The 19,431-nt window shown below is 70.5% G+C and carries 19 protein-coding genes; 8 read left to right on the forward strand and 11 right to left on the reverse strand.

Going from position 1 to position 19,431, the window contains the following annotated elements; all coding sequences use genetic code 11:
* Positions 1–34 precede the first annotated feature (34 nt).
* The gene (locus tag MMSR116_RS19220) at positions 35–775 is read left to right on the forward strand and encodes a competence/damage-inducible protein A (protein ID WP_010685943.1); all 741 of its coding nucleotides are present in this window, start codon (positions 35–37) and stop codon (positions 773–775) included.
* Positions 776–820: 45 nt separating this feature from the next.
* Positions 821–1,690, forward strand: coding sequence for a formate/nitrite transporter family protein (locus MMSR116_RS19225; protein WP_010685942.1), 870 nt, complete (start codon positions 821–823; stop codon positions 1,688–1,690).
* A gap of 156 nt (positions 1,691–1,846) precedes the next feature.
* On the opposite strand, the gene MMSR116_RS19230 is transcribed toward MMSR116_RS19225, so the two are convergent.
* The 8 genes from MMSR116_RS19230 to MMSR116_RS19265 all read right to left on the reverse strand — a co-directional run bounded on the left by MMSR116_RS19230 (position 1,847) and on the right by MMSR116_RS19265 (position 7,482).
* Positions 1,847–3,127, reverse strand: coding sequence for an NAD(P)/FAD-dependent oxidoreductase (locus MMSR116_RS19230; protein ID WP_010685941.1), 1,281 nt, complete (start codon positions 3,125–3,127; stop codon positions 1,847–1,849).
* Between the two features lie 228 nt (positions 3,128–3,355).
* Positions 3,356–3,841, reverse strand: a complete 486-nt coding sequence (locus MMSR116_RS19235; RefSeq protein WP_191991963.1) for an ATP F0F1 synthase subunit B — start codon at positions 3,839–3,841, stop codon at positions 3,356–3,358.
* A gap of 16 nt (positions 3,842–3,857) precedes the next feature.
* On the reverse strand, positions 3,858–4,436 hold the full coding sequence (locus tag MMSR116_RS19240; RefSeq protein WP_010685939.1) for an ATP synthase subunit b/b`: 579 nt from the start codon (positions 4,434–4,436) through the stop codon (positions 3,858–3,860).
* 139 nt (positions 4,437–4,575) lie between these two features.
* A complete protein-coding gene (locus MMSR116_RS19245; RefSeq protein ID WP_007566773.1) occupies positions 4,576–4,803 on the reverse strand; it encodes a F0F1 ATP synthase subunit C in 228 nt (75 codons plus the stop codon).
* A 68-nt stretch (positions 4,804–4,871) separates the two neighbouring features.
* Entirely contained in the window at positions 4,872–5,627 is a 756-nt protein-coding gene (locus MMSR116_RS19250) for a F0F1 ATP synthase subunit A (RefSeq protein WP_010685938.1), read from the reverse strand.
* 72 nt (positions 5,628–5,699) lie between these two features.
* Positions 5,700–6,074, reverse strand: a complete 375-nt coding sequence (locus MMSR116_RS19255; RefSeq protein WP_039894233.1) for an AtpZ/AtpI family protein — start codon at positions 6,072–6,074, stop codon at positions 5,700–5,702.
* 191 nt (positions 6,075–6,265) lie between these two features.
* The gene (locus MMSR116_RS19260; protein ID WP_010685936.1) at positions 6,266–6,910 is read right to left on the reverse strand and encodes a DsbA family protein; all 645 of its coding nucleotides are present in this window, start codon (positions 6,908–6,910) and stop codon (positions 6,266–6,268) included.
* A gap of 89 nt (positions 6,911–6,999) precedes the next feature.
* Positions 7,000–7,482, reverse strand: coding sequence for a DUF721 domain-containing protein (locus MMSR116_RS19265; RefSeq protein ID WP_010685935.1), 483 nt, complete (start codon positions 7,480–7,482; stop codon positions 7,000–7,002).
* 120 nt (positions 7,483–7,602) lie between these two features.
* Here MMSR116_RS19265 and mutY point away from each other — a divergent pair, with 120 nt between their 5' ends.
* The gene (mutY, locus tag MMSR116_RS19270) at positions 7,603–8,937 is read left to right on the forward strand and encodes an A/G-specific adenine glycosylase (protein ID WP_010685934.1); all 1,335 of its coding nucleotides are present in this window, start codon (positions 7,603–7,605) and stop codon (positions 8,935–8,937) included.
* A gap of 205 nt (positions 8,938–9,142) precedes the next feature.
* Here the strand turns inward: mutY and MMSR116_RS19275 are convergent, their stop codons facing one another.
* The gene (locus tag MMSR116_RS19275) at positions 9,143–10,333 is read right to left on the reverse strand and encodes a site-specific DNA-methyltransferase (RefSeq protein WP_010685933.1); all 1,191 of its coding nucleotides are present in this window, start codon (positions 10,331–10,333) and stop codon (positions 9,143–9,145) included.
* 612 nt (positions 10,334–10,945) lie between these two features.
* Between MMSR116_RS19275 and MMSR116_RS19280 the strand changes: the two genes are divergently transcribed.
* The 4 genes from MMSR116_RS19280 (at position 10,946) to MMSR116_RS19295 (ending at position 13,867) form a co-directional block, all read left to right on the forward strand.
* The gene (locus tag MMSR116_RS19280; RefSeq protein WP_051072268.1) at positions 10,946–11,257 is read left to right on the forward strand and encodes a septal ring lytic transglycosylase RlpA family protein; all 312 of its coding nucleotides are present in this window, start codon (positions 10,946–10,948) and stop codon (positions 11,255–11,257) included.
* Positions 11,258–11,368: 111 nt separating this feature from the next.
* Complete coding sequence (locus MMSR116_RS19285; RefSeq protein WP_010685931.1) at positions 11,369–11,683, forward strand: polyhydroxyalkanoic acid system family protein; 315 nt, start codon at positions 11,369–11,371, stop codon at positions 11,681–11,683.
* Between the two features lie 80 nt (positions 11,684–11,763).
* The gene (locus MMSR116_RS19290; protein WP_039894203.1) at positions 11,764–11,997 is read left to right on the forward strand and encodes a hypothetical protein; all 234 of its coding nucleotides are present in this window, start codon (positions 11,764–11,766) and stop codon (positions 11,995–11,997) included.
* A 67-nt stretch (positions 11,998–12,064) separates the two neighbouring features.
* Positions 12,065–13,867, forward strand: coding sequence for an ATP-binding cassette domain-containing protein (locus MMSR116_RS19295; protein WP_010685929.1), 1,803 nt, complete (start codon positions 12,065–12,067; stop codon positions 13,865–13,867).
* A 94-nt stretch (positions 13,868–13,961) separates the two neighbouring features.
* Here MMSR116_RS19295 and MMSR116_RS19300 read toward each other — a convergent pair whose 3' ends face one another.
* Complete coding sequence (locus MMSR116_RS19300) at positions 13,962–14,147, reverse strand: DUF3606 domain-containing protein (protein WP_010685928.1); 186 nt, start codon at positions 14,145–14,147, stop codon at positions 13,962–13,964.
* Positions 14,148–14,353: 206 nt separating this feature from the next.
* Between MMSR116_RS19300 and MMSR116_RS19305 the strand changes: the two genes are divergently transcribed.
* The gene (locus MMSR116_RS19305; protein ID WP_010685927.1) at positions 14,354–15,844 is read left to right on the forward strand and encodes a carboxypeptidase M32; all 1,491 of its coding nucleotides are present in this window, start codon (positions 14,354–14,356) and stop codon (positions 15,842–15,844) included.
* A gap of 89 nt (positions 15,845–15,933) precedes the next feature.
* On the opposite strand, the gene MMSR116_RS19310 is transcribed toward MMSR116_RS19305, so the two are convergent.
* On the reverse strand, positions 15,934–19,410 hold the full coding sequence (locus MMSR116_RS19310) for an ATP-binding protein (RefSeq protein ID WP_010685926.1): 3,477 nt from the start codon (positions 19,408–19,410) through the stop codon (positions 15,934–15,936).
* Between the last annotated feature and the right edge of the window lie 21 nt (positions 19,411–19,431).

The following is a 19,431-nucleotide window of genomic DNA, read 5'->3' on the forward strand; positions in this document are numbered from 1 at the left end:
TCTGCCCGCCAGACCCGTCCGACGCCAGAGCTCCATGACCCAGCCTTCCGATTCCGTCACCGCCGCGATCCTCGTCATCGGCGATGAGATCCTCTCGGGTCGCACCAAGGACAAGAACATCGGCACCATCGCCGACTTCCTCACCGCCGCCGGGATCGACCTGCGCGAGGTGCGGATCGTGCCCGACGAGGCCGCCATGATCGTCGAGGCGGTGAACGCCCTCCGGCAGCGCTACACCTACCTGTTCACGACCGGAGGGATCGGGCCCACGCACGACGACATCACCGCCGACTGCGTGGCCCAGGCCTTCGGGGTCGGCATCGATGTCGACGAGCGGGCGCGGGCGATGCTGCTGGAGCGTCACAAGCCGGAAGATCTGAACGAGGCCCGCCTGCGCATGGCGCGGATCCCGTTCGGCGCGGATCTGATCGCCAACCCGGTCTCGAAGGCGCCGGGCTTCCGCATCGGCAACGTTCACGTCATGGCCGGCGTGCCGAGCATCATGCAGGCCATGCTCGACTCAGTCGCCCCGACCCTGAAGGGCGGCACCGCCATGCTGTCCGAGACGATCGAGGCGGCGGGGCTCCCCGAGGGCAGCTACGCAGGCGGCCTCGGCGAGATCGCCAAGATGCGGCCGGCCGTCTCCATCGGCTCGTATCCGGCGATCACGCCGGAAGGCTTCCGCAACCGGATCGTCGTGCGCAGCCGCGACAGCCAGGCCCTGGCGGAAGCGCGGATCGCGGTCGAAGCCCTGCTGGCGCAGCTCTCGGCTTGAGACGTCATCATTCGATCGAGCGGGTTGCGTAGCGGAGCTGGGCGAATGGTGCGGGACAAGGACAAGCGCGCTGATCCGGAGGCGCGCCGCGATGAGCTGCTGAAGGAAGTCTCCGAGATCGGCCGGCCGGACGCCTACGTCCTTCATGAGGTCATCCGGCTCGAAGGCGACGAGGAGTTGCGGCGCCACGGTCTGGCGCTGTTCCTCTCGGCCTTCGCGGCGGGCCTCAGCATCGCCCTGTCGCTGATCGTCCCGGGCGTGCTGCGGAGCCATCTGCCGGAGACCGACTGGGCCAAGATCGTGAGCTCGATGGGCTACGCGGTCGGATTCCTGGTGGTTGTCCTCGGGCGCCAGCAGCTGTTCACCGAGAACACCATCACGCCGGTGCTGCCGCTGCTGCACGACCGCTCGGTGAAGACGGCGCTTCGGGTGATCCGGCTCTGGACCATCGTCCTTTGCGGCAACATCCTCGGCACGCTCGCGATCGCGACGCTCACGGCCTTTTCCGGCGCCTTCGAGCCGCCGGTGCTCAAGGCGTTTGCGGAGATCAGCCACGACGCCATCGCGCACGGCTTCTGGTCGACGTTCGTGAAGGCGGTCTTCGCCGGCTGGATGATCGCCCTGATGGTCTGGTTCCTGCCGGCGACCGCGAGCGCAGCCCCCTTCGTGATCCTGCTGATGACGTGGCTGGTGGCGCTCTGCGGCCTCGCCCACATCGTGGCCGGCTCGGTCGAGGCCTTCTTCCTCGTGGTCACCGGGGCGGCGACGATGGGCGATTACGGCTTGAAGTTCTTCCTTCCCACCCTGCTGGGCAACACCTTCGGCGGTGCCGCGCTGGTGGCGGTGCTCAACTACGGCCAGGTTGCGCCGGAGGTGGAGGAGACCAAGGCGGTGGAGGGCGAGCGCCTCGACTGATTGGCGGGATCACACCGGCGGCATTGTCACGCCATTCTCGCGCGCGAAGCGACGGACCTAGGGCCACGCAGGCTTCAGCAAGCATTGCACCCCTGGATTGTTTCGCTCCGCTCGCCAAGACGGTGTCGAAGCGCCAAGCAACGACTGGGAGCCCGCTCAATCGAGTCGCACCGGCGGGCTGATCAGGTGGTCGAGGTCGTCGAGCAGCCACGTCATGGTCCCGCGCACCGGACCGTAGAGACCGATCTGGTGCTGCCGGTACAGCAGGTCGTGGGTCAGCCGGGCCGAGAGTCCGTTCAGGCGGCCGCCTCCGAACGTGTAGCGCCCGAGGGTGCCCCAACCGTTGAAATCGGCGAGCGATACGATGGCGCCCTTCTCGACGTAGCGGAACGGCGGCAGATCCGTCGCGACCGAGCCGCCGCGGGCCAAGGCGCGGCCGAGATGGCGCGCGAGGTGCTGAGCCTGCTGGCGCGCGGCCTGCGCGGTCGCCGGGACGGGCTTGCCGGATTGCGGATCGTCGAGGCTCGTGCAGTCGCCCAAGGCGAGGATCGCCGGATCGCGGCTCGTGCGCAGGTCGGGCCCGACGACGAGCTGCCCGGTCCGCGAGCGCTCAAGGCCGTCGAGACCGGCGAGCACGTCCGGAGCCTTCACGCCCGCCGCCCAGACCTTCAGGCCGGCCGGAATGCGGCTTCCGTCCTTCAGGGAAAAGCCGTCCACATCCGCCCCAGTGACCATCGCATTCGTCCGCACCTCGACGGCGAGGTCCGACAAGGTGCGGGCGGCGGCTCGGGACACCTTCTCGGGAAAGGCCGGCAGGAGGCGGGCGCCGCTCTCGATCAGGGTCAGGCGCAGGCGGCGGGGCAGGTCGGGGGAGCCGTAGGCGGATAGCAGGTTGATGGCGTGCTTCAGCTCGGCGGCCAGCTCGACGCCGGTGGCGCCGCCGCCCACGATGGCGATCTCGAGCATGCTGCCCCGGTCGAGGCGCGCCAGCAGGTGGCACCGGAGCTGATCGTGGAAATGCTCGGCCTCGGTCAGGTCGTCGATGGTCAGGCAATGCTCGGCCACGCCGGGCGTGCCGAAATCGTTCGCCCGACTGCCGATGGCGAGGACGAGCAGGTCATAGGGCCGGTCGATCTCCGGGCGCCCCTCCGCCGCCTCCACGGCGAGCCGCACGCGCTTGGCTTGACGGTCGATCCCGACGAGGGTGCCCGGCTGAAAACGGAAACTGTTGCGCCGCGCCTGTGCGAAGAAATCGACCTTCTGCCGGTCGGCCCGGGCGGTGCCGGCCGCGAAGGTATGCAGCATCGGCTTCCAGACATGCGAGAGGCTGCGATCGGCCAGGGTCACGTCCGCCCGGCCGCCGCGCCCGAGGCTGGTGGCCACCTCGATGCCGGCGACGCCGCCGCCGACGATCACGATCCGCGCCCTGTCCGCCATGACCCCTCCGCCCGCACCCGCGTCGGGAACACCGGTCAGGGCTCCGATGTTCGCCGCAGCCCACGCGGATTCACGTCATCGCACGGACCGAGCTGCCAACCCGGCTCGCGGCACACCCGTCGGCACGCCGCCGACGAACCGCATCGCGCGCGAAAGCGGAGCTGTCCCATCATGAAAAAAGCCGCCCGGAGGCGGCTTTCTCGAACTCCGCGTCGTCGGCGGGCGACGTCAGGATCGCATCCGGGTCCGGACCTCACCGAGACTCGACCGGATCAGGCCCTGCGCGGCCTCGCCCTGCAGCCGCTCGCGCAGGATCGTCTCCGACACCTTGACGGCGGCCTCCGCGGCGGCGGCGCGCACCTGAGCCTCGGCCTGAGCCTCGGCCTGGGCAATCTTGGTCTCGGCGGCCTTGGTGCGGCGCGCGAGGAAATCGTCGAGCTTGCGGTGACCCTCCTCGGCGGCGCGCTTGGCCTCCTCGCGGGCGCTGGCGACGATCGACTCGGCCTCCTTCTCGGCCTCGGCCCGGCGGCGCTTGTAGTCGGCGAGCACGGCCGCCGCCTCCTCGCGCAGGCGCTTGGCCTCGTCGAGCTCGTGGCGGACGCGCTTGGCACGGCCGTCCAGGCCCTTGGTCATCGCCGAGAAGCCGCCGACCTTCCAGGCGATGCCCATGAAGATGACGAACGCGACGGCGACCCAGAATTCGGCTTCGAGCAGCATCGTGGGTTCCCGTCTAGTGTGCGGTGGCGTCGAGGGCGCGGTCGAGCGTGGCCCGATCGGGAGCCTGCCCGGTCAGACGCTCGACGATCGCGGAGGCCGCCTCGCCGGCGATCGAGCGGACGTTGCCCATGGCCGCCTCGGTCCGCGTACGGATCGTCGCCTCGGAGGCGGAGAGCTTGGTGTTCAGCTCCTCCTCCAGCGCCTTGCGCTTGGTCTCGGCCTCGGCGGCCAGCTCGTTGCGGGTGGTCTGCGCGATGTCGCGCGCCTTGCCCTGAGCCTCCCGGAGGGCGGTCTCGAAGGCCACGCCGGCGGCATCCGCCTCGGCCTTCATCGCCTGCGCCTGATCCAGGTCGGCCCGCAGGCGCTCGGCGCGGGCGTGCAGGATCGACTGGATGCGCGGCAGCGCGATCTTGTCCATGAGATAGTAGAGGAGCCCGAAGGCCAGGGCGAGCCAGATCAGCTGCGCCAGGAAGCCGGAGGTCTCGAAGGGCGGAAAGGCCCCGGAATGCGCTTCCGTGTGCTCGGTATGGCCCGGCACGATCTGCGTGTCGGCGCCCGAGGGCGGCGTGGTGAGGGGATTGGGCTGCGCCATGAGACCGCTACACTGACACCGTTCGCTGTGCCACCGCAGGGCGGTGACGGAAGACGGCGGGCGCCCCGCCTGGGAGCGCCCACCCGTTCATCGGGCGGCTGCCCGAGGAGGCCGCGGCGACCGCGGCCTCCGGCGCCGATCAGACGGCGAAGAGCAGCAGCAGCGCGATCAGCAGCGAGAAGATGCCGAGCGCCTCGGTGAGGGCGAAGCCCAGGAGCAGGGTGGCGCGCTGGCCGTCGGCCGCGGACGGGTTGCGAAGGGCGCCGGCGAGGAACTGACCGAACAGGTTGCCGAGGCCGATGCCCGCACCCGCCATGCCGAGGCAGGCGAGGCCGGCGCCGATGTACTTCGCAGCGACGGGATCCATGGTAACTCCTAGGGTCTCTTCAGAACGAAACGTGCGGTGACGTTTGCGGCGGGTGGAGCCGGCCGGTTTTAGTGGCCGGGGTGAAGGGCGTCGTTGAGGTAGATCGCCGTCAGCGTCGCGAAGACGTAGGCCTGAAGCGCCGCAACGAGGAACTCGAGGGCGGTCAGCGCGATCGTCAGGAACAGCGGGAGCGGCGATAGCACGCTCCAGGCGCCCGCGAGAAGAAGCTGAACCACGAAGAACGCGAAGATCTTCATCGCGATGTGGCCGGCCAGCATGTTGGCGAACAGACGAACCGACAGGCTGATCGGGCGCGAGATGAACGAGATCACCTCGATCGGCACCAGGATCGCCAGCAGCGGCTTCGGCACGCCCGACGGCACGAACAGGCCGAAGAAGTGGGTGCCGTGCTTCATCACGCCGAAGATCACCACCGTGGAGATCACCAGCGCGGCGAGGCCGAAGGTGATGATCAGGTGGCTGGTCACCGCGAAGGCGTAGGGGATCATCCCGAACAGGTTCAGGACGAGCACGAACATGAACAGGGAGAAGACCAGCGGCAGGAACCGCTTTCCGCCGTCGCCGGTGGCTTGGTGCACCGTGTCGGCGATGAACTCGTAGAAGATCTCCGCCAGGGACTGCATCCGGCCCGGCACGACCGAGCGGGAGGCCGTCGCCACGATGGTGATCAGCGCGATCACCCCGACGGCGGCGAACATGTACAGGGCCGATTGCGTGAACGCGAGCTGCTGATGGCCGATATGGCCCAGCGATACGAGCGGCTTCAGCTCGAACTGATGGATCGGGTCGATCGTGACCGCCATTCCCGCTTCCGCCCTTCTTGTCCCGCGCCGACACGTGCCGGCCGCCCCACATGCCCTATCGAACGGCGCGCCTTAAGGCTCCTGCCGATCGCGCCGTACCGGACGCGCGGCGGCGAAACCCGACACGCGCATCACGTTGTAGACCCCCGCGACGAACCCCAGCATCAAGAGGACGATCAGGCCCCAGGGCTTCGTCCCGAAGACATGATCGACGATCCAGCCGAGTATGCCCCCCGCGATCACGCCCGCGACGAACTCCGTGGAGAGCGTCATGGCTTGGCCGAGCGAGGAGGATCCGCCGTTCCGAGGGCGCGAGGAAGGATCGGGAGCAGCCTGCGGCCGCTTCCGTTCGATCTGCGTCTCGAGACGTCGGAGCCTCGCGGAGAGTTCGCTGTCCGTCGGCGTCTGCGCGGTCCCTTCCCCGTCCCTCGGGTCGTCGCCGTTCACGGCTGAAAACTCATCGGGCGGGAGGATCTGGAACCGGCTGGACACCCCCAGCAAGCGGGGCGCACCATAGTTTCGCCTATCTTGAGTGTCAAGGCGAACCCCATACACAGTAAGTCTTTGATTTTGAGTTGGTATTTCAGCTTGGAGCGACGCGCCGGAGCCGCACTTCGTGCGGCGCTCCGGCCGGGCGATCAGGCGCCGATGAGCGGCTTGATCACCTTCTCCATGCCCTCGACCGTCATCTCGCCGGTGTAGCGCTCGCCGTTGATGAAGAAGGTCGGCGTGGAATCGACCTTGAACACGTCGAGCCCGCGCTGCTTCACGGTGTTGACCGCGCTGTAGACCTTCTGGTCCTTCAGGCAGGCCTCGAAGGTCTGCTTGTTGTAGCCGGCCTGCCGCAGCATCTGCTCCAGAGCGTCCACGGGCTTCGGCGTGAAGGCCCAGCCTTGCTGCTGGTCGAACAGCAGGTCGGTGATCGGATAGTACTTGGAGTCACCCTCGCAGCGCGCGAGCATGAAGGCCGCGGTGGCCAGCGGGTCGAGGGGGAACTCCCGGAGCGTGAACCGCACCTTGCCGGTGTCGATGTAGCGCTCCTTCAGGGTCGGCCAGGTATTCCGGTGGAAGGCGGCGCAATGCGAGCAGGTCATCGAGGCGTACTCGATGATCGTGCACTTGGCGTCGGCCGGGCCGAGCCAGACGTCGCCCAGCGGCCCCGGCTGCAGCAGCGCGGCCATGTCGGCATTCTGCGCCTGGGCGCCGCGGGACAGATAGGGCAGGGCGAGGCCGGCGCCGAGGGCGAGGCCGGAGTACTTGAGAGCGTCGCGTCGCGTCGTCATCGGGCAGGCTCCGCCGCATTGGACAGTTTTGGCTTTCCGATGCCGGTACTCGGGCGCGGCCGTCCTGGCAAGGCGGCCGAATCGACCGTTCACCGCTCCGGGCGCGTCGCCACCGCGGCGGTGCCGAGGCGGTCGAGGGCCGCGCGCAGGCCGTCGTCGGCGATCTCCGCCACGGCGCGCCGGACCTCGCCGGCGGCGGTCGGGTCGATCCGCGCGCGTGACGGCACGCGGCTGCCGCGCCCGACCCGATCCTGCTGCAGTACGATCCGGGCAACGCAGGCCCAGCCGTAATGGGCGTTGATCCGCTGGATCACCACCGGCGCGAGATGCTGGAGTTCGAGGGCGAAGACACCCTCGACGCGCACCACGAGGGTGCCGGAATCCGGGGTGCCGGAATCCTTGCGGCGGCGCTTCGGCCATTCGAGCTTGGACGGCCGGCAGTAGCGGGCGAGCCGCTCGCCGACGATCTCCGGCCAGGCGGCCAGGATGTCGGTCGAGGCGAAGCCCTGCGCCGCGAAGGCCGGCCCGATGCAACTTTCGATCAGCTCGGCCAGCGGTTTGACGCGCGCCATGATGGTTCCGGCCCTGTGGATCCGCGAAGGTTAGCGCAGGATGGTTGACGAAGGGAGGACGCGCCGGCGCTTTCGCCGCCCTATGATCGCCCATCCCCTCCGGCTATGCAGCCCGCACCCATGCCGACTCGCACAGACCCGGATCCCGAGCCCGGTCCCGGACCGCGCGCCGACGACCTGCTCGCCTGGTACGACCGGCACCGGCGCGTGCTGCCGTGGCGGGCGCTGGCCGGCGAGGTGCCCGATCCCTACCGGGTCTGGCTCTCCGAGGTGATGCTGCAGCAGACCACAATCGCGGCGGTCCGCCCGTATTTCGAGCGCTTCCTGACCCGGTTTTCCGACGTGTTCGCCTTGGCCGACGCCCCCGAGGAGGCGGTGATGTCGGCCTGGGCCGGGCTCGGCTACTATTCCCGCGCGCGCAATCTCCACGCCTGCGCCAAGGCGGTGGCGGCGGCGGGCGGCCGGTTTCCCGACACGGCCGAGGGCCTGCGCAAACTGCCGGGCATCGGCGCCTACACGGCGGGGGCCATCGCGGCGATCGCCTTCGACCGGCCTGAGGCCGCCGTCGACGGTAACGTCGAGCGGGTCTTAAGCCGCGCTTACGCGGTGGAGACGCCGCTCCCGGGCAGCCGACCGGAGATCCGGCGTCTGACGCAGGCGCTGGTGCCCGCGGACCGGCCGGGCGACTTCGCGCAGGCCCTCATGGATCTCGGCGCGACGATCTGCACGCCCAAGCGCCCCGCCTGCGCGCTCTGTCCGTGGATGCGGCCCTGCCGCGCCCGTTCGCTCGGCACGCAGGAGACGTTCCCACGCAAGATCAGGGTGGCCAAGGGCGCTCTGCGCCGCGGCGCGGCCTTCGTGGCGATTCGCAGCGGTGACGAGGCGGTGCTTCTGCGGACCCGCCCGCCCGAGGGACTTCTCGGCAACATGGCCGAGCCGCCGGGCGGCGCCTGGGAGGCGGATTACGATCCCGCGGCCGCGCTCTTGGACGCGCCTCTCGACGCCCGCTGGAAGCGGCTTCCGGGGCTCGTCCGCCACGGCTTCACGCATTTCCCGCTGGAGCTGACGGTGTTCGCGGCCCGGGTGGCGCTGTCGACGCCGGCGCCTCCCGGCATGCGCTTCACGCCGCGCGCGGCCCTCGACGACGAGCCGCTGCCCGGCCTGATGCGCAAGGTCCTGGCCCACGCCTTCGATCCGAAGCCGGAGCCCGAGAAGAAGCCGCGCGGACGCCCCAGGAAGGAGCCGCCGCCGATGCCGCTGCTCGCGGCGATGGAGCCGCCGGTGTCCATGCCGGATCCTGAGCCGCGCCCCAGCGTACGCGCCGTGCCGAAGCCGCGGCCGAAGGCGCCGCCGACGCCGCCGCCCGAGGCGGACGAACTGTTCGAAGGTGAGGTCGAGCCGCCCGCCGCTCCGGCAGCGCCGCGACGCCGGGGACCGGCGCGAAACCGGTCGTGAACCCGTCACGCCCCCACTCCGGAGCTTGCCGGGGACGAGAGCCCGGAACGACGGCACCCGGGCGATACGGTCCTCGATCGAGACCTTGCGCCGATGCCATCCTCTCCGTCATCGCGAGCGTAGCGAAGCGACCCGGGCCGGCGCGACGTCCGACATCGTCGCGCTGAGCGGATTGCTTCGCAGTCCTGGCAAAGGCGGCGGCGATTCAGCCGTTCGCCATCGCTTGGCGGAGACCGGCCCGGTAAGTGTCGATCACCACGGGCTTTCCGCCGCGCTCGACGTGCCAGAAGGTCCAGCCGTTGCAGGCCGGCAACCCCTGGACCAGGGCGCCGATCTTGTGGATCGAGCCGATGACGAGGCCGTTGTCGAGTTGCCCGTCCGGACGCACCGTGGCGCGGAAGCGGCGGCGCTCGTCGGTGACGGTCTCGCCGGGCCGGATATGACCCGCTTCGATCACCGACAGGAACGGCACACGCGGCTCGGCGCGCTTGGTCGGCGCCACCATCAGAGCCGCCCTCGACAGCGTCTCCACGGCAGCGATCCGCGTGCGGGCGGCCTCGGCGTAGGTCGCCTCGCGCTCGATGCCGATGAAGCGGCGGCCGAGGCGCTTGGCGACGGCGCCCGTCGTGCCGGTGCCGAAGAACGGGTCGAGCACCACGTCGCCGGGGTTGGTCGCCGCCAGCAGGGTCCGGGCGAGCAGGGCCTCGGGCTTCTGCGTCGGATGGACCTTGTGCCCGGTCGCATCCTTCAACCGCTCTTCGCCGGTGCAGAGGGGGATGAACCAGTCCGAGCGCATCTGGAGGTCCTCGTTGCCTCCTTTGAGCGCCTCGTAATGGAAGGTGTAGCCCTTCGATTCCGCCGAGCGGGACGCCCAGATCAGGGTCTCGTGGGCGTTGGTGAAGCGCTTGCCGCGGAAGTTCGGCATCGGGTTGGCCTTGCGCCAGACGATGTCGTTGAGGATCCAGTAACCGAGATCCTGCAACGCGCTCCCGACCCGGAAGATGTTGTGGTATGACCCGATCACCCAGAGGCTCGCGTTCGGCTTCATCACGCGGCGGCAGGCGGCGAGCCAGTCCCGGGTGAAGGCATCATAGGCCTCGAAGGTCGCGAACTTGTCCCAGTCGTCGTCGACCGCGTCGACGCGGCTCTGGTCCGGGCGCAGGAGGCCGGCCTCGCCGAGCTGAAGGTTGTAAGGCGGATCCGCGAAGACGCAGTCGACGCTCGACGCCGGCAGGGCGTTCATGGCGGCGATGCAGTCCCCGACGAGAACCTGGTCGAGGGGCAGGGAACGCTGGGCGGGTACGAGACCCATCCGTGGTGCCGACGCGGGCCGCCCGGCACGCGAGACCTGTTTCCGGGCGACGACGTCGGCAGCCACGGTACGCGGGGAAGCCATGGCAAACACCGGTTACGCGACTGACCGGCAGACCATGCCCCGGTTACGGTAAAGGTCGCGTTGTCGAATTTGCTTGGCGCACGTCCCGTTCTGGGGCTGCAGTTTTTGCCGAGCTTGGAACTGGATATCCGCCTACGCATTGATGCCACGCCCGCAGCGCGTCGGTTCGCTGGATCGCGGACGTGTCGCCGCATCCCGACGCCGCTCCTTCCCGCATCCACCCGGCAGCGGTGCGCCTCGCGGCGACGGGATCCGCGGAAGCGGTCTGCGGCGCCTTGGGTCCACCTGAGCGGGATGCAGGGTCACCCTCAGCGCAAGGCTTAGGATTTATGACCTATGAAGCGCTACTCGTGCCTCATTTTACGAACATCTTGCCGATTACGCGCTTCGACTTTCCGAGACATTTTTCCAAGATAAACCGGAAAAGTTCCGCAACAATTGCGCATGTAATCAGCATAGGCCGAAAAATCGGGCCCTAAACGCGATCGCGGTCGACCGCGAAGACCCGCCTTATTCCGGCCGATTTCCGAAACGACTGGCGCCGTCCCGAAAAAACAAGGGAATGCGCAAAGAATGTCGTTTGGTTTCGGAAAGTTCGCTGTTTCGTTCGGAATGCTCGCCACCGTCCTCAGCACCACCCTCCCGGCCGCCGCGCAGAGCGGAGCGGCCTCCTGGTACGGCAGTGGCCACCGCACCGCGAACGGCGAGCGTTTCAACCCCAACGGGATGACCGCCGCCCACCGCAGCCTGCCCTTCGGCACCCGCGTCCGCGTCGAGAACACGCGCACCGGCCGCTCGGTGGTCGTTCGCATCAACGACCGCGGTCCGTTCGTGCGCGGCCGCATCATCGACCTGTCGCGCGGCTCGGCCCGCGCCCTCGGGATGGGCGGCACGACCTACGTGTCCCTGCACGTCCTGCACTGACGGTTTCGAACCGGGGCCGCCCTTCCAGGAGCGGGCAGGGCGCGTCCCGGGCGTTGTCGGGGCCGATGCGAGGCCCCATCTGCTGCCGGGTTCAGCCCGGATCAACCGCCCATGCCCAAGCCCCTCATCGTCGACATCCCGCATGACCTCGGCCGCGACGAGGCCAAGCGGCGCCTCGAACACGGCACCGATCAGGCGCGGGCCTTCCTGGCCAAGAGCGGCATCGCGGTAGACCAGTTAGCCTGGACGGGCGACCGGCTCGATTTCGGCGTCTCCGCCATGGCCCAGAAGGTCGCCGGCACCATCGACGTGGGTGCCGAGAGCGTCCGCCTCGAGGTGAAGCTGCCGTTCCTCCTGGCTCTGTTCGCCGAGAAGATCCAGAAGGTGGCGAGTAAGGAAGGCAATCTCCTGCTGACCAAGAAGTAGCGATCCGGAACCCGAGCGGCGGGACCTTGTTTCCGCCCGAACGGCGCAGATCCGCGCCGTGGGTCTCGCGGAGGATAGAGTTGCCCCAGTTCATGCTCGCCGACCCGGGACAGGTCCCCGAGGTGCCGCCGCAGCCGATCCCGGCGCCGGACCGGCCCTATGAACCGCCGCAGGCGCCGACGCAGCCACCCGGGCCGGAGATCCCCGGCAACACCCCGGCCGAGGCGCCGGGCATCCAGCCGCCCGAGATCCCGGTGAATGATCCCGGCGCGCCGGAGATCAGCCCGCCGGGGCCCGCGAACCCGATCGCCTGACGGGCGCCGGCTCCGAACGGGGCGGCGCCGTTTGAACAGGCCGCCCCGCACTGCCATAAGCCGGCCCATGGCCGCTCCCCCGCTCCTCACCCTTCAGGACGTCGCGCTCACCTTCGGCGGCACGCCGCTGATCACCCGCGCCGACCTCGCCATCGCGCCCGGCGAGCGAACCTGCCTGGTGGGCCGGAACGGCTCCGGCAAATCGACGCTCATGAAGATCGCCGCCGGCCTCGTCGAACCCGACAGGGGGCGCCGGTTCGTCCAGCCCGGCACGACGATCCGCTATCTCGCCCAGGAGCCGGACTTTTCCGGCTTCGCGACCACGCTGGACTTCGTCGAGGCCGGCCTGCCGCCGGGGGAGTCAACGCACCGCGCACGCTACCTGCTGGAGTGTCTCGGGCTGACCGGCGCGGAGGATCCGACCAAGCTCTCGGGCGGCGAGGGACGGCGCACGGCGCTCGCGCAGGCGCTGGCCCCGGAGCCGGACGTCCTGCTCCTCGACGAGCCCACCAATCATCTCGATCTCCCCGCCATCGAGTGGCTGGAGTCGGAGCTGAAGGGCACCCGCGCGGCCCTCGTCCTGATCAGCCACGATCGGCGCTTCCTCTCCGCCCTGTCGCGAGCCACGATCTGGCTCGACCGCGGCGAGACCCGGCGGATCGACCAGGGCTTCTCCAGCTTCGAGGCGTGGCGCGACGCCTTCTTCGAGGAGGAGGAGCGCGACCAGCACAAGCTCGACCGCAAGATTGTCGCCGAGGAACACTGGCTGCGCTACGGCGTCACCGCCCGGCGCAAGCGCAACGTCCGGCGACTGGGCAACCTGCACGAGTTGCGCAAGAACCGCCGCGAGGTCCGCAGGCCGGTCGGCAACGTCAGCATGCAGGCCTCCGACGCTGAATCCTCGGGCAGCCTCGTGGTGGAGGCGCGCGACATCGCGAAGTCCTACGGCGATCGCACCATCGTCGACGGATTGTCCCTGCGGGTCATGCGGGGCGACCGGCTCGGCATCGTCGGCGCCAACGGCGCCGGAAAGAGCACGCTGATCAATCTGCTGATGGGCCAGCTCGCACCGGATGCCGGGCAGGTCGTGCTCGGTACCAACCTGCTCCCGGTGGTGCTCGATCAGGCCCGGGCGGTGCTGGAGCCCGGCATGACCGTCACCGACGTGCTCACCGGCGGCCGGGGCGACAGCGTGACCGTCAACGGCCAGAGCCGCCACGTCATCGGCTACCTGAAGGACTTTCTGTTCAATCCCGAGCAGGCCAGGACACCGGTCTCGGTGCTGTCGGGCGGCGAGCGGAATCGCCTGCTGATCGCCCGGGCGCTCGCCCAGCCGGCCAACCTCCTGGTCCTCGACGAGCCGACCAACGACCTGGATCTGGAGACCCTCGACCTGCTCCAAGAGATGCTGGGCGACTACCAGGGCACGCTGATCCTCGTGAGCCACGACCGCGACTTCCTCGATCGCGTGGTCGGCAGCGTGCTGGTCTCCGAGGGGGCGGGACGCTGGGTGGACTATGCCGGCGGCTACAGCGACATGCTGATCCAGCGCGGGCAGGGGATCGAGGCACGCACCGTCGCCCCGAAGACCAAGGAGCCGCGGGAGCGGTCCGCTCCGTCCGTATCGCAGCCGGCGGGCAAGCCGAAGCTCGGCTTCAATGAGCAGCACGAGTTGAAGACGCTTCCCGCGCGCATGCAGAAGCTCGAAGCCGCGATCGGCCAGCTCCGGGCGCTCCTGGCGGATCCCGACCTCTACGCGCGCGACCCCGCCCGCTTCGACAAGGCCTCGTCCATGCTGGCGCAGGCCGAGACCGAACTCTCGCAGGCGGAGGATCGCTGGCTCGAACTGGAGATGCTGCAGACGGGGTGATGGTCGGTCCGTCGAAGCACCTCCCGTGTGGCATCTGCGCCGGGAAAGTCAGCAGACCAGTTGCTGCATCACCGGGAAAGCCAACGACGAGCGATCACGGCCACCGCTGGCCGAGAAATTCGGCGACGTCCTTCGTCTGCACGCCAACCTGCCTGACAGCGTCCTTGATCCGCTCCTTCGTCACACCGAACCTTCGAGCCCAGTACTCAAGCTCCCAATCCTCGTGGACGTTGATCTTGGATTTGTCCTCCGGCTCCCGCCGGCGCAGGTTATCAATCACTTCAGGTTTCCTTCTGTGGCAGAAATAAACCTAAGCGATGAATCCGCGGTGGCAAGTGGGATGGCTCGATCGCAGCCGAAATTCTCTGGTCAAAGGCCACCGGCATCGACCGATGAGCTTGCAGTGGCCGGCCGTGACACGTCGCGGGTAAGACCCTCCTAGGCATCGTTCCGTTGATCAGCGACACAAACGAAGGCTCGCACCGCATGACCGCCTACCAGACCCTCGAACAGCGCTTCGCCCGCCTCGCGGCCCTCGAAGGCGCGGCAGGGATCCTCGGCTGGGACGCGCAGACGCTGATGCCGGACGGCGCCGCGGAGGCGCGGGGCGACCAACTCGCGATCCTGCGCGGGCTGGCCCACGAGATGCTGACGGCGCCCGCGGCCGCCGAGGAACTCGTCGCCGCCGAGCGTACGGAGAACCTCGATCCCTGGCCGGCCGCCAACCTGCGGGAGATGCGTCGCGCCCTGGCGCATGCCACCGCCGTCCCCCGCGATCTGGTGGAGGCGAGTTCCCGGGCCGTGTCCCGCTCCGAGATGGTATGGCGCGAGGCACGCCGCGATTCCAACTTCGCCAAGCTGGAGCCGCACCTCGCCGAGGTTCTGCGCCTCCAGCGGGAGATCGGGCAGGCGAAGGGCGAGGCCCTCGGCCTGGATCCCTACGACGCGCTGCTCGACAGCTACGATCCCGGCATGCGCCGGACGACGATCGATCCGCTCTTCGCCGACCTGACCAGCTGGCTGCCGGCGCTGATCGCCCGCGCCCGCGAGATCCAGGCCGCGCGGCCGGCACCGCTGCCGCTCGCCGGCCCGTTCCCGGTCGAGGTGCAGCGGGCGCTCGGCCTCAGGCTCATGGAGGCCGTGGGGTTCGACTTCACACGCGGGAGGCTCGACATCAGCCTGCACCCGTTCTGCGGCGGCGCCACGGACGACGTGCGGATCACCACCCGCTACGACGCGGCCGACTTCGGACGCGCTCTGATGGGCGTCCTGCACGAGACCGGCCACGCCCTGTACGAGCAGGGCCGCCCGGCCTCCTGGCGGCACCAGCCGGTCGGCGCAGCCCGCGGCATGAGCCTGCACGAGAGCCAGTCGCTCATCGTCGAGATGCAGGCCTGCCGGAGCCGTGAGTTCTTCACCTTCCTGGCGCCGCTGCTGCGCGAGGCCTTCGGGCGGTCAGGACCGGAATGGTCGCCGGAGAACCTGCACGCGCTCAACACCCGGGTCGCTCCCGGCTTCATCCGGGTGGACGCGGACGAGGCGACCTACCCGGCCCACATCCTCCTGCGCTACCGGCTGGAGACCGCGATGATCGCCGGAGACCTCGCCGTGCGCGACCTGCCGGGCGCCTTCAACGACGGCATCCGGGAACTCCTCGGCCTGACTGTGCCGGACGACCGGGTGGGGTGCCTCCAGGACATCCACTGGCCGAGCGGCGCGTTCGGCTACTTCCCGACCTACACGCTCGGCGCGCTGGCGGCGGCGCAGCTGTTCCGGGCCGCGCAAGCCGCCGAGCCGGCCCTGCCGGGCTGTCTCGCGGAAGGCGACTTCGCGCCGTTCAGGGACTGGCTGCGGGCCAACGTGCACGCGGTCGGGAGCGTCCTCGGGACCGACGACCTGCTGACTCGCGCCACCGGTGCGCCGTTGGGCACGGCGGCGTTCCGGGCCCACCTGGAGGCGCGCTATCTGGGCGACTGACGATCGGTCTCGGCGGAATCCGCCACCGGCGCCGGTCTGCCGTCGAAGCCGACGAGCGATCATCGCGAACGAGGAACCGGCCGCCGGGCCTACAGCGCGACCACGTCTACGGCGGCCCCCAGCCGCTCCCGCGCGATCTCGGCGACGTGGCGGTGATGGGTGAACAGGATCGGCTGGATCTGCGCTCCGATCTCGGCCAGCGCGTCCAGGCCGTATCCAGTGCGGGTCTCGTCGAAGGTCGAGAACAGGTCGTCGCCGACGAACGGCGCCGGTTCGGCGCGGCCGGCATAGTCCTCGAGATAGGCGAGCCGCAGGGCGAGGTAGAGCTGATCGCGGGTGCCCTCGCTCATACCCTCGATCGCCACCGTGCCGCCTCCGGCGCGCTGGCCCGCGAGCTTCGGCGTGTCGGCCTCGTCATAGGTCTGGGTGAGCCCCGAGAATCCGCCGCCCGTCAGCGCCCGGAACAGCGCGCCAGCCCGCGCCACCAGGGGGTCCTGCTGTCCGGCGCGATGCCGGGCCATCGCCTGGCTCAGCATCAGGCCGGCGAAGCGCAGGACCGCCCAGGACCGCGCCGACGCCTCGAGGTCGGCCTCGGCGGCCTTGCGCTCGGCCAGCGCCAGCTCGGCCCCGGTCCCACCCTCCAGCTCCGCCCGGCGCCGCTCGGCCCGGTCCCGGTCAGCAAAGATGACTTGACCGCGCTCGGCCTGCTCCTCAGCCTCCAGGGCAAGGCGGGCCAGCTCGGCTTCCAACACCTCCGGCGGCAGCGCGCCGAGATCGGCGCGCAGATCGGACTCCGGCAGCCCGTCGGCAGCCCCGGCGAGGCTGTTGCGCAGCCGAAGCTGCTCGGCCCGGAATCGCTCCCGGGCCATGAGCCGGCCGAACAGCACCTCGATCTCGGGAAGCGGCGCCCCGGCGAGATCCGGCATCGCCTCGGCGATCTGCCGACCCAGAGCCTCCCGGGACGCATCGCGCAGGTCGGCGGCGGAGCGGGCAGCCGCCTCCGCCTCCTCCCAGCGCCGGTCCAGCTCGGCGCGGCGCGCGTCGCGGGCCTGGGCGGCGACGAGACGCGCGTGGAGCGTGCGGATGGCACCGGTCGGCGGCGTGCCCGCCAGATCGGGGGCCAGCGCGTCGACCAGAGCCGCCGCGGCGCTCCGGAACGCCTCCATGTCGCGCCGGATGCCGGCCGAGCGGCGCTCGAGAGCGGCGCGCTCCGAGAGTCGGTCGGGCACGGTGCGCCACGCCCCCAGGGCGCCCTCCGCCTCCTCGGGTCGGGCGGCGGCATCGAGCCCGAGGGGCTGGAGCGCCGCCGACCATTCAGTGCGCCACGCGGCGCGGCGGCTCTCGGTCTCGTCCCGGGCGGCCTCCAGCCGCTCGGCCGCGGTCTGCGCCGCGCGCAGCGATCCGCCGGTCTGCAGGTTCGCCTCCCAGCGGCTCGCGAGCGTGGCGACGCGATCCTCGAGCCTGTCGAAGGCTTGCCCGCTGTCGAGCCCGGGCGCCGGGTCGAGGCCGGCACGCGCGCCGAGCGCGGCGATCGGCGCCCGTGCGGCGTCGATCTCGGCCCAGATCCTGTCCCGGCCGAGGCGCTGATCCGCGAGCCGCTCCTCGGCCTCGATCATGGTCTCGATCTCGGCCAGCCACGCGACCATCTCGGCCGGGGAGGCGGGAACGATCCCGGCCTCCCGCCATGCCTCGCGCCAAGCGGCCTCGCCCTCCGCGATCTCGGCATCGATCCCGGCCACATCATCCGCGGCCGCGGCAAGGGCCGCTTCCTCCGCGGCGAGACGGTCGAGATCGGCCGCATGGGCAGCGGACCGGGCGGCGTCGTCCGCGCGCGCGTCCGCAAGCCGATCCGCATCGAGGAGCGCGCGTTCGTAGGTCGCGATCGCGGGCGGTCCCACAGGCCGCCCCGCCTCCATCGCCTCCCGCAGCGGCGAGAAGGCCGCGTCACGGGCCTCCCGGAGCGCCTCGACCCGCTCCCGCGTGGCGATCGGCCGTCCGGCCTCCCGCGCGCGCAGCCGCTCGCGGGTCGCGTTGGCCTGACGGAGGGCCGCGTCGCGGTGGTCGGCGGCGCGTTCACGCTCGCGGGTCTTGCCGTCGAGGAGGGTGCGGAAGCGCGCCACCGTTTCCGGCCGAGGCAGCGGCAGCCGTACCAGCGCGGCGAGGTCCGGGACGGGCGGCGACAGGCGGGCCGCCTGGTTGTGCAGCAGCGCCGTCTCCCGCCGGATCGTCGCCTCGAGGGTCGCGTGGGCGGCGATTCGCTCGCGCAGGCGTGCGAGGGGCTTCAGCGCCTCGCGCAGCGGGGTTGGGTCGTGCGTCGCGCCCGCCGCCTCGACCGCCCGGGCCATCCGGTCGCACTCGGTGCGGGCCGCGGCGAGATCGCGGGCGATCTGCTCTTCGGCCGCCGCCAGGAGCCGATGATCGCGGATCAGCCGCTCGATCCGGGCGCGGGCGGCATCGGTGGGCTGACCGGCTCCCAGAGCCGCGACGTCCGCGGCCCCGATCCGGGCGCGCAGCCGCTCCAATTCCAGCCCGACCTTATGGGAGTCCCCCTCGATCCGGGGCAGGTCGGCGGCCCCTTTCTCGAAGGCCTTGGTGCCGCTGAGCGCCGCCAGGATCTCGTCGGCGCGGAGCGTCAGCCCCGGCTCGACCGCCACAGCCTCGGCCTCGGCGCGGGCGCGGGCGCGGGTCCCCTCGGCGCGCTCTGCCTCGATCTGCCCGGCGCGGCAGCGTTCGAGGGCGGCGCCGAGGCGCTCGATCCAGGCGGGATCCGCGTCCGCCAGGCCGCGGTCGGTCGACACGCGCTCCTCCAGGGCATCGATCTCGGCGAGGATGGGGCGGACGCGCTTCAACCGCTCCAGGCGCGCGCGGGCGACGGCCAGGGCCTTCTGTTCGGTTCGAAGGGCGTCCAGCTGCTGCGCCGCCGCGGCGATCTCGTCGTTCAGAGACCGCCAATCGCCTACGCGCAGCCCCTTCTCGCGGATGGTCCGGCGGGCCGTCTCGTGGCGCTCCAGCGCCTGGTAGAAGGTCCGGTGCTTGGCCTGCCGCGGCGCGAAGATGCCGTCGGCTTCCGCCTCAAGGGACGCGTGCAGCTCCGTCAGGCCGCGCAGGCCGGAGCCGGCCGCGAACAGGCTGGCGCCGATCTCGCCCTCGGAATCGACCATCTCGCGTCCTCCCGCCCGAAGGCTCGCGGCGTCGAGGCCGAAGGCGCGGCAGAACACAGCGCGGGAGATCCCTCCGAGGAACGGCGCCAGTGCATCGTCGGGCAGAGGCGCCTCGGCGGCATCGATGAGGGTCCGGCTGTTGCCCTTCCGGCGGCGGAAGCTCAGCCTGCGGCCGTCGCCCGCGACGATCTCAGCGCCGAGCCGCAATTGCGGCATGTCGTGCAGGAAGGCGTAGGGGGTGCTCTTCCCGAATCCGAACAGCAGGTCCGTGACGGCCGCGAGGGCGGTGCTCTTGCCGGCCTCGTTGGCGCCCAGCACCACGTGCAGCCGGGCGTCGGGCCGGAACGCGAGGGTCCGGTCCGTGAACGCGCCGTAGCGCTCCAGGGCGAGGTGGGTCAGGCGCATCGCGCGGCCCTGGGCAGCCGG

This window comes from Methylobacterium mesophilicum SR1.6/6, from assembly GCF_000364445.2.
Classification (GTDB): Bacteria; Pseudomonadota; Alphaproteobacteria; order Rhizobiales; family Beijerinckiaceae; genus Methylobacterium; species Methylobacterium mesophilicum_A.

Excerpts from the sequence above, each read along its gene's own strand:
- MMSR116_RS19220 (WP_010685943.1), top strand. The coding sequence starts at position 35 with ATGACCCAGCCTTCCGATTCCGTCACCGCCGCGATCCTCGTCATCGGC.
- MMSR116_RS19225 (WP_010685942.1), top strand. The coding sequence starts at position 821 with ATGGTGCGGGACAAGGACAAGCGCGCTGATCCGGAGGCGCGCCGCGAT.
- MMSR116_RS19230 (WP_010685941.1), bottom strand. The coding sequence starts at position 3,127 with ATGGCGGACAGGGCGCGGATCGTGATCGTCGGCGGCGGCGTCGCCGGC.
- MMSR116_RS19240 (WP_010685939.1), bottom strand. The coding sequence starts at position 4,436 with ATGGCGCAGCCCAATCCCCTCACCACGCCGCCCTCGGGCGCCGACACG.
- MMSR116_RS19245 (WP_007566773.1), bottom strand. The coding sequence starts at position 4,803 with ATGGATCCCGTCGCTGCGAAGTACATCGGCGCCGGCCTCGCCTGCCTC.
- MMSR116_RS19250 (WP_010685938.1), bottom strand. The coding sequence starts at position 5,627 with ATGGCGGTCACGATCGACCCGATCCATCAGTTCGAGCTGAAGCCGCTC.
- MMSR116_RS19260 (WP_010685936.1), bottom strand. The coding sequence starts at position 6,910 with ATGACGACGCGACGCGACGCTCTCAAGTACTCCGGCCTCGCCCTCGGC.
- MMSR116_RS19265 (WP_010685935.1), bottom strand. The coding sequence starts at position 7,482 with ATGGCGCGCGTCAAACCGCTGGCCGAGCTGATCGAAAGTTGCATCGGG.
- mutY (WP_010685934.1), top strand. The coding sequence starts at position 7,603 with ATGCCGACTCGCACAGACCCGGATCCCGAGCCCGGTCCCGGACCGCGC.
- MMSR116_RS19275 (WP_010685933.1), bottom strand. The coding sequence starts at position 10,333 with ATGGCTTCCCCGCGTACCGTGGCTGCCGACGTCGTCGCCCGGAAACAG.
- MMSR116_RS19280 (WP_051072268.1), top strand. The coding sequence starts at position 10,946 with ATGCTCGCCACCGTCCTCAGCACCACCCTCCCGGCCGCCGCGCAGAGC.
- MMSR116_RS19285 (WP_010685931.1), top strand. The coding sequence starts at position 11,369 with ATGCCCAAGCCCCTCATCGTCGACATCCCGCATGACCTCGGCCGCGAC.
- MMSR116_RS19295 (WP_010685929.1), top strand. The coding sequence starts at position 12,065 with ATGGCCGCTCCCCCGCTCCTCACCCTTCAGGACGTCGCGCTCACCTTC.
- MMSR116_RS19305 (WP_010685927.1), top strand. The coding sequence starts at position 14,354 with ATGACCGCCTACCAGACCCTCGAACAGCGCTTCGCCCGCCTCGCGGCC.
- MMSR116_RS19310 (WP_010685926.1), bottom strand. The coding sequence starts at position 19,410 with ATGCGCCTGACCCACCTCGCCCTGGAGCGCTACGGCGCGTTCACGGAC.